Origin of the sequence: Micromonospora sp. NPDC049060, from assembly GCF_040649055.1 — a bacterium.
GTDB classification, from domain to species: Bacteria; Actinomycetota; Actinomycetes; order Mycobacteriales; family Micromonosporaceae; genus Micromonospora; species Micromonospora reichwaldensis.
Genome location: NZ_JBEZEV010000028.1, coordinates 63,590 through 70,047 on the forward strand (window position 1 = coordinate 63,590; position 6,458 = coordinate 70,047).

General features: G+C 70.3%; 8 protein-coding genes and 1 pseudogene. 2 read left to right on the plus strand and 7 right to left on the minus strand.

All coding sequences use genetic code 11. The annotated features are described in order from the left end of the window. Positions 1-52: 52 nt before the first annotated feature. The 7 genes and pseudogenes from AB0B83_RS13780 to AB0B83_RS13810 form a co-directional block, all read right to left on the minus strand. Positions 53-502 (minus strand): SitI3 family protein, encoded by a 450-nt coding sequence (locus AB0B83_RS13780; RefSeq protein ID WP_357578458.1) that lies wholly within the window; start codon positions 500-502, stop codon positions 53-55. A gap of 14 nt (positions 503-516) precedes the next feature. After that, positions 517-938 (minus strand): annotated as a pseudogene (locus tag AB0B83_RS13785) (hypothetical protein). Positions 939-1,111: 173 nt separating this feature from the next. Next, positions 1,112-1,639 (minus strand): DUF6244 family protein, encoded by a 528-nt coding sequence (locus AB0B83_RS13790; protein ID WP_357578459.1) that lies wholly within the window; start codon positions 1,637-1,639, stop codon positions 1,112-1,114. Positions 1,640-1,760: 121 nt separating this feature from the next. Beyond that, complete coding sequence (locus AB0B83_RS13795; protein ID WP_357578460.1) at positions 1,761-2,138, minus strand: DUF6098 family protein; 378 nt, start codon at positions 2,136-2,138, stop codon at positions 1,761-1,763. A gap of 61 nt (positions 2,139-2,199) precedes the next feature. Beyond that, a complete protein-coding gene (gene trpS, locus AB0B83_RS13800; RefSeq protein ID WP_357578461.1) occupies positions 2,200-3,258 on the minus strand; it encodes a tryptophan--tRNA ligase in 1,059 nt (352 codons plus the stop codon). A gap of 87 nt (positions 3,259-3,345) precedes the next feature. Continuing rightward, the gene (locus AB0B83_RS13805; RefSeq protein WP_357578462.1) at positions 3,346-3,522 is read right to left on the minus strand and encodes a hypothetical protein; all 177 of its coding nucleotides are present in this window, start codon (positions 3,520-3,522) and stop codon (positions 3,346-3,348) included. Positions 3,523-3,554: 32 nt separating this feature from the next. After that, positions 3,555-4,004: a PRC-barrel domain-containing protein gene (locus AB0B83_RS13810; RefSeq protein WP_357578463.1), complete on the minus strand. Its 450-nt coding sequence runs from the start codon at positions 4,002-4,004 to the stop codon at positions 3,555-3,557. Between the two features lie 286 nt (positions 4,005-4,290). Here AB0B83_RS13810 and AB0B83_RS13815 point away from each other — a divergent pair, with 286 nt between their 5' ends. Both AB0B83_RS13815 and AB0B83_RS13820 read left to right on the plus strand, forming a co-directional pair. Then, positions 4,291-4,758 (plus strand): hypothetical protein, encoded by a 468-nt coding sequence (locus AB0B83_RS13815; protein ID WP_357578464.1) that lies wholly within the window; start codon positions 4,291-4,293, stop codon positions 4,756-4,758. Between the two features lie 378 nt (positions 4,759-5,136). After that, positions 5,137-5,400: a hypothetical protein gene (locus tag AB0B83_RS13820; protein ID WP_357578465.1), complete on the plus strand. Its 264-nt coding sequence runs from the start codon at positions 5,137-5,139 to the stop codon at positions 5,398-5,400. Positions 5,401-6,458 lie beyond the last annotated feature (1,058 nt).

Sequence of the window (6,458 nt, forward strand, 5' to 3'; positions counted from 1 at the left end):
GACGGCCGCGCCGGCGCCAGGGGGACCCGAAACGGCCGTCGCGATCCGCGGGTCAGCGGGGCAGGAAGCTGTCGTACGCCTCGTCGTACCAGTCGGCCTCGTTGTGCCGGCGGATCACGCCGTCGAACCGGGTCAGCAGCAACCAGTTGTCGTTGAGCACCAGCGCCGCGTCCTCGGGCCGGTCGGCCAGCACCCGGCCCACGGTCCGCAGCATGTGCGGCCTGCCCTTCTCCCCCAGCGTGTCCTTCCGCATGTGGAAGTCGATGTCGACGTAGGTTGCCGGTTCCCACTCCCACGGGACGCCGCCGTCGTCCTCGGCCCCGTAGTAGCCCCGGCTGCCGGCGACGATGCTGACGGCGTAGCCGCACTCCTCGTTCAGGTCGGCGCTGAGCATCCGGGTGCCGGAGTGCGTCGTGGTCTCGGCCGCCTCGGGGGCGACCAGCGACGCCATCCGGTCCAGCGGGACGTCGCCCGCGAGCGTCAGTCGATAGGTGATGGACATGCGTTCGACCTTCCTCAGTCCCGCCGGACGATCTGGACGATCTGGCCGTTCCGTGTGACGGCCACCAACTCCTTCAGCCCCGGTACCGGCCAGTCGTCGAACTGCTTTTGCAGGGCGGCGGGATCTCCCCGCCAGTCCTGGAGGTTCAGTACTACCCGTGGCTCTGCCGCCGCCCGACCTTCCTGCTCACCGCACTTGAGATGGAGCGTGGTGCCGCGGAGGAAGTGGGAGCGTAGCAATCGAAGACGAGCCCTTCGATCAGGTAATCCGGCGACCTCTTTTCGTCGACGACGTCGCCGGCATTCAGCTTGGCCGTCGCGATCTCCTGTTTCGTGGGGTTCTGGTGCACCCGATAGCCACTGCTGGCGACCGTGTCGGCGGCGTCGTTCTCCAGTTCCAGGCTGCGGCGTTCGGCCGGTCTCTCATTGGCCGGGATTCGGGTGCGTGGTCCGGTCGGTGTGCCGCCGGCAGTGCCGGTGGCGGGTCTGGTCCACGGCGCGGAGTCGTGGGCCGGGTCGTGGATGGGATCCTCGTGCCCAGGGTGGCGGCCGGCGGTGCCGGCGTCGGTGGTCGAGGTAGGGCTGGACGGTGTGCTGCCGCCAGCCCCGGTCAGTTTCCCGCCGACCCCAGCTGTCGGGCCTCGGCGATCGCCGTCTCGACCGCCTGCCGGGCGCTGGCGGTGCGTTGGGCGACCAGGCTCAGGACCTGCGTGATGCTCTCCAGGGACTGCACGAGAGGGCCGGGTTGGCCGCCGTGCAGGACGGTGGTGACGAGTTGTCGTGTCTCGCGGACCTGCGCGATGGTGGCGGCGGCGGTGTCGCGGATGCCGTCGCACGCGTTGTGCACCGGTGTCAGGCCGGTGATCGTCTCGTGCGGGCTGGCCTCCTGCGGGACGGCCGCGGTGGCCTTCGTGGCCTCGCCGATGGTGGTCGCGAGGCTGCCCAGGCTGCCCCGGACGGCCGAGATGCCGTCGCGTACCCGGATCACGCCCGCCGCCACGGCGGCGAAGCCGGCGCCGGCGGCGCGCAGGGCAACCTCCTGCGCCTGGTTGTCGGCGGCGGCCGCCAGCGCCTGCGCCCTGTCGACGCCGGTGGTCAAGGCGCGCAGTTCCCCGGTGATCTTCTCGATGTGCGACACGCGGCCGACTTCCCCCGATCGACGACAGTGAGATACCCGAAGCTGAAACCTAGCGACCCGCGCCCCCGGGCCGCCAGGCCCTCGGGGGCGGTGGGGGAGGCCGACCTGGTCGCGGGGCGGATCAGTCGGCCCGGTGCAGCGGTCCCCACTCCGTCGACGCCTGCGCCTCGACGACCCGGTCCGCCTCCCGCAGCGCCCGCTCCGACACCCACGCGACCGGCCGGCGGCACCGCACCAGCGGTTCGTTGTCCGGGCCCCGGCCGCGCTGCTCGCCGGCCAGCACCCAGGGGCGTACGCCCGGGCCGCGTAGCGGACGCAGGTGGCAGTAGTCGTAGAGCCGGCAGGCCACCCACAGCCGCAGCGGCCGGTCGCCCCACCACGACTCGACGGCGAGCGCATCGGCGGAGAGGCCGGGCAGGTCGATGCCGGTCAGCGCGTCCTTGCTGGACTGCCCCGACCCGTGGAGCCACTCATTCGTCCCGCTGCGACCGCTCCGCACGAACCGGCCCGGTGCCGGAGCCCATTCCCCGTCCCGGGCCGGTCGCCGGTCGTACGACCGCTCAGGCCGGCGTGGCCGTGGCCTTGCGGTGCCGCTCGGCCCGGCGGCGCACCTGCGTGTACGCGCTCGTCAGCCCCATCGCCCGGCGGACCTCGACGAGTGTCTGCCGCACCTCGTGGCGGGTCCGTTCCGTGCCCTCGAAGATCAACTGATCGACCAGCCCGGGCTCGGCCTCGATCCGGGCCCGGCGCTCCCGGATCGGGTCCAGGAACCGGTCGAGCGCGACGGCCAGCTTCTCCTTCACCTCCACGTCGCCGACCCGACCGGCCCGGTAGCGCTCCTTGAGGTCGTCGACCTGCGCCCGATCGGGGTTGAAGACGTCGTGGTACGCGAAGACCGGGTTCCCCTCGACGGTGCCGGGCACGTCGGCGCGGACCCGGTTCGGGTCGGTGTACATGCCCATCACCGCCCGGCGCACCGTCGCCGGATCGGCGGAGAGCGCGATCGCGTTGCCCAGGCTCTTGCTCATCTTCGCCCGGCCGTCCGTGCCGACCAGGGTGGGCGTCTCCGATGCGATCGTCTCCGGCACGGGGAACACCTCCCCGTATAGGTGGTTGAAGCGCCGGGCGATCTCCCGCGTCACCTCCACGTGCGCCGCGTTGTCCTTGCCGACCGGGACGACCTGCCCCTTCACGCAGAGGATGTCGGCGGCCTGGAGCACCGGGTATCCGAGCAGGCCGTAGGGCATCTCCTCCTTGCCGGCGTCGCGGGCCATGTCCTTGAGCGAGGGCACGCGTTCCAGCCGGGGCACCGTGACCAGGTTCTGGAAGAGGGTGTTCAGGTCGCCGACCTCCGGGATGGCCGACTGGAGGTAGAAGGTGGCACGCCGCGGGTCGACGCCGGCGGCCAGGATGTCGGTGACCATCTCCCGGGCGTTGCCCGCGACCCGCTCGATGTCCTCGCGGGTGTTCCGCGTGGTCAGCATGTGCAGGTCGGCGATGATGAAGAAGCTCTCGTAGCGCTGGTGCAGCCGCACCCGGTTGGCGATGCTGCCGACGTAGTGGCCGAGGTGCAGCCGCCCGGTGGGACGGTCCCCGGTGAGCATCCGTGCAACGGACATGGTGGTACGCCTTTCGTGCCTGGTGGACGAGTGTGTGCGCGGGCGCGCGTCGACCGGGGATGTCATCCCGGGTCGGTCAGGGTCGGCTCAGTGAGCCGAACGCCATCGCGCGCCGTCGCGGAACCGCAGTCCACCGGCACGAAGTACGTCGATCATCCGCTCGCGGCCGTCGTCGGAGCGGGTCGGAGAGGTGGTCACGACACCGAGCGGGAGGCCGTCGACCAGGTCGACGGCCTCCGGCGCGTAGCTGATCGGCCGGACCATTCCCCCACGGTAGCGGGTCCGGCCCTGCCCGCTCAGCCCTGCCGGTAGCTGTCCCGGTAGTAGTCGCCGATCCGGTCCCGGTAGCCGGGCTCGCCGTAGGCGTCCGGGTCGAAGGCCGGTGACTCCTTGACCTGCTCGCGCGTGCGGTCCACGTGCACCGTGCGGTCCAGGTGGTCCACCCGCGTCACCGTGCCGGCCGGCAGCAGGACCTTGCGGCCGAAGATCCACGGTCCGGTGTCCACCACCAGCCAGCGGGCGTCGGTGTCGTCGCTGGCCTCGTCGACGGAGCCGATCCGCCCGTCGGTGGCCTCCACCCGGTAGCCGACCAGGTCGAGCGGGGTGCCGGGGCCGGGGGCGTCGGGTCCGTCGCCGCCGGGCTCCGGCCCGTCCGGCGGGGCGGAGTCGGGGTTGGCTCCGGAGTACCCGCCGGCGAGGGCGGACGGGTCGCGCCAGGTCCAGGGATTGAACGTCGACGGCTGCACGGGTCACCTCCGATGACGGTCTGCGCCGGTCCCGGAAGTCAGTGCCCCGCCTGCGCCTCCGGGAAACAACACGGCAATTTTCGGTTCACTGAAATTTCTCGGTGCGAAGTACGTCATATTCGCCGACCATCGATGAATGACACGGCTGTGCCGCAGGTGGCGGCGACGGGAAATGGGCCGCGCACATTGGCCGGGGATGCGGAGTGTCCAGTCGGCACATTCGTTCGGTCAACCCGGCCGCCCATTCTGGTGACGCATCTGTCGCAGAGGAAAAAGGGGGACGCGGATGTACCGCACCATTCGTCGGCTCGGGGTCGTGCTCGCTGTCGCGCTCGGGCTCGTCGCCGGGGCCGGCGCCGCCGCGCAGGCGGCGGTCGTCAACCCGGTCACGCCGCAGTCGCTCTGCGGGCTCGGATACACGGTCCTGGACCAGGATCCGATCCGCCACGCGGAGACGGGCGTCCGGCTCGGCACCGTGTACCTGCTGCACAACCCGATGGTCGGCTACGGCTGCACGGTCACCGTCAAGTCCGCCTACGTGGGGGCGCTGAGCCGCACCCAGGTCTACCTCGCCGCCCAGTACCTGCCCACCCAGACCGACGACGGCGACAAGCTCTGGGCGGCCGGGCCCGTCCGGACGTACGTCAGGGGCGGTTGCATCATCTGGGGTGGTTTCATGGCGGACCCGAGCGGCACGATCCATTACCACGACCGGGCGAACCCCGCGATCGGCGGCATCGGCACCTGCTTCTGACGGCATCTTCGGGAGGCCCGCGTCATGCGGGCCTCCCATTTCCGGGGACCCGTCCGAACCGCCCGCCGCAGTTTCGGAATGGCACAAGGAATCGCCTACTGCTCACCGTCCTCTCTTCGACTTCTGGGAGAGCCACGTGCACGGGGATTCGGCCGAGGGACGGTTCGCCAGTTCGGCTGTGGCTCGCACCAGCTCCGGGCCGCCGAGGCGCTGCCCGTCAAGCCGCACGGCGTACGGAAGCGCTGCACCCCGCTCGCCGCGCTCCCGGCTTGAGCGCACGACCCGGCGCCGGCGGCGGCAGGTCCTCAGCGGCGGCAGGTCCCCTGACCTGCGTCTCGATCGTTGGCCCGCCAGGTCGCGCTGGCATACTCGGCAGCCATGGTGCTGTCGCGTGGCTGGGCGCTCTTCCTCACCGGGGTCGGAATCTGGACCTGGGTGATCTGGCCGAGGTTCGCCGTCGCCATCTGGAAGGACCCGCGGGCCTGGTCCACCGGCAGGGTCGGGGAGTTCCCGGCCACCGGCTTCCTCTGGATCCACGCCCTGCTGATCGCGGCGTCACTGATCATCGGCACCACCGTCGGTGTGCTTGGCGTCCGAGCCTGGCGGGCGGCTGGCCGGCGCACCGACCGTCAGGCACCGTGACGGACGCTCCACCGTCACCGGGCTGCTCCCTAGTGCACCCGAGGTCCACTACTGCTGCTGCTCCACCGGGCCCCCGAGGTCCACTGCCACCGGGCTGCTCCACCGCACACCAGAGTTCCGCGGCACGCCGCGCCACATTCACTGCCCCAGGCCGCTCAAGGGTCGTGGGGGATGCCTGCGGTTCCTGGCGCGCTGACACCTCCGCCGGCATCCAAGCGGTAGGTACGTGCAGATGAGCGTGACTGAGGCGGGTACGGGCTTCGGAAGGCGGCGGCGCTGCCCGTGACGGTGGTGCCTTGGCTGGAGGGCGAAGCGCGGCAAGGTGCCCTGGTCGCGGAGGGACAAGCGCCGCACCGGCGCTGAGCAGGCGATATAGCGAGCGGGAAATGATGTGACCGGGGACGCCACCCCCGGATTTGACGTTCAAACCCGCAGACGCGTAACTTTCTCTCTGCCAGCGCGGAACGGGGCAAACAGGGCGAAAGTCCTGAGCGCCGAATCGAACTGGCCCGGGTCGGACGGGATCGAATCCTGGACGACGCGGCCCCGGGCGGGGCTCACCGGATCTGCCGCGAGGCGGATTTGGCGCAGCGGAGCCGACCGGGTAAGGTTCACGGCCGGCAGGGAACCGGGCGAGCTCGCGGGAAACCGCAGAGCGGCCGGTCTGCCAAATCCGATGATCAACGCGGCGGTTCGCTGCTGCGTGCGCTCGTCGGAGCCAACCCGTACGAAGCACGACAGACCGGGACAAACGGTTTGACACGGCGAAGACGGTGAGGTAACGTAGTAAAAGTGCCCGGCGCGAGAGCGGCGGACATGGTGAACGAAATGCCCCGGGTCGGGCGCTCCACGGTGTGGGGTTTCTGGGCGGTGTGTGGTTGTTCTTTGAGAACTCAACAGGGTGCTTGATAAGCCAGTGCCAATTATGATTTATACCCCGGACTGGTCAGGCTTCGGTTTGGCTGGTCTTGGATTCCTTTGGCAACACTTTTTGTTGTCGGGACAGTTTTTCAACAAGTTTTTGTTGGAGAGTTTGATCCTGGCTCAGGACGAACGCT

What these genes read in the sequence shown, in the direction of transcription:
- AB0B83_RS13780 (WP_357578458.1), bottom strand. Translation starts at nt 502, where the DNA reads ATGTCCATCACCTATCGACTGACGCTCGCGGGCGACGTCCCGCTGGAC.
- trpS (WP_357578461.1), bottom strand. Translation starts at nt 3,258, where the DNA reads ATGTCCGTTGCACGGATGCTCACCGGGGACCGTCCCACCGGGCGGCTG.
- AB0B83_RS13805 (WP_357578462.1), bottom strand. Translation starts at nt 3,522, where the DNA reads ATGGTCCGGCCGATCAGCTACGCGCCGGAGGCCGTCGACCTGGTCGAC.
- AB0B83_RS13815 (WP_357578464.1), top strand. Translation starts at nt 4,291, where the DNA reads ATGTACCGCACCATTCGTCGGCTCGGGGTCGTGCTCGCTGTCGCGCTC.
- AB0B83_RS13820 (WP_357578465.1), top strand. Translation starts at nt 5,137, where the DNA reads ATGGTGCTGTCGCGTGGCTGGGCGCTCTTCCTCACCGGGGTCGGAATC.